The 1231-nt window shown below is 41.7% G+C and carries 1 protein-coding gene; it reads left to right on the top strand.

The window, feature by feature from the left end:
• Nucleotides 1–65: 65 nt before the first annotated feature.
• Nucleotides 66–1213, top strand: a protein-coding gene (locus CWC11_RS19990; RefSeq protein ID WP_138684097.1) for an IS3 family transposase whose coding sequence is annotated in 2 segments (ribosomal slippage) — nt 66–303 and nt 303–1213 — 1149 coding nt in all. Because the reading frame shifts where the segments join, the coding sequence is not laid out codon by codon here.
• The last annotated feature ends 18 nt before the right edge of the window (nt 1214–1231 follow it).

The raw sequence follows: 1231 nt of genomic DNA, 5'->3' as shown, positions 1-1231 counted from the left end.
TGGACTTCCCACAGTTTGCTAGACACTTAATGAGTTACATTGTAACTTCTAAAAAGAGGTGTTTTATGAGCAACGGCAAGCGTTATACCCAAGAGTTTAAAGAAGCGGCTGTTAAACAAATTACTGAGCGCGGATATTCAGTTGCAGAAGTCGCTGAACGATTAGATATTTCTACCAAAACGCTATATCACTGGCGGAGCCAATTATCAGATAAACCTAAAGCCGTTCAATCATCCGATGAAAAATTGAAGATCGCTAAATTAAAAGCACAATTGAAACGTGTCACGGAGGAACGGGATATTTTAAAAAAGGCCGCAAGGTACTTTGCCAGCAACCCCGAGTAAAGTACGGCTTCATTCGTGATCACCAAGATGAGTTTTCTATCACGGCGATGTGCCGCATTTTTAAACTGCATCGCAGTGGTTTTTATGCATGGTTAAAGAAGCCATTGAGTGACAGAGCAATCGAAGATAATCGTTTGCTTAAGCTTATTAGAGAGTTTTACGTTGCCAGTGGTGGCACTTACGGTAGTCCTTGGATACACGCAGATTTACGTGAAGCTGGTGAGCAATGTAGTGTTAATCGCGTAGCTAAGATCATGCGCCAACATAAACTAAAAGCGCAAATTGGGTATAAGCGTCGCCATATTAAAGGCGGTAAGACATCGCGGATTGCAGATAACTTATTAGCGCGCCAATTTAACCCGCCAGCACCAAATCAATCATGGGTGAGCGACATAACTTACATAAGAACTTATGAAGGTTTTTTATATGTGGCAACAGTAATGGACTTATTCTCTAGGCGTATTGTGGGTTGGTCGATGGATAAAAATATAGACAAGCACCTTGTTCTAAACGCACTGCTGATGGCTGTATATCAACGTCAACCGAAGGCTCAGGTAATGGTGCATAGTGATCAAGGTAGCCAATACGGTAGCGCTGACTATCTCGCATTTATGAAAGAACACAATCTTGTGCCTTCGATGAGCCGCGCTGGGAACTGTCATGATAATGCGGTTGCTGAAAGCTTTTTTGCGACAATTAAAAAGCGAATAGTTAAGCGTAAGATATACTCGACACGCGAAAATGCGAAAGCTGAGATATTCAATTTTATAGAAATGTTTTACAATCCAAAAAAGCGCCACTCACATACAGGCGGTGTTTCACCAGCTAAGTTTGAAGAAGCGTATTATTCTGAGTTAAAAACTGTCTAGCGAAAGCTGGGAAGTCCA

Origin of the sequence: Pseudoalteromonas sp. S3178 (assembly GCF_005886985.1) — a bacterium.
GTDB lineage: Bacteria > Pseudomonadota > Gammaproteobacteria > Enterobacterales > Alteromonadaceae > Pseudoalteromonas > Pseudoalteromonas carrageenovora.
Note: the sequence above shows the minus strand (reverse complement) of the source record. Positions and strands in the feature narration are given on the sequence as shown.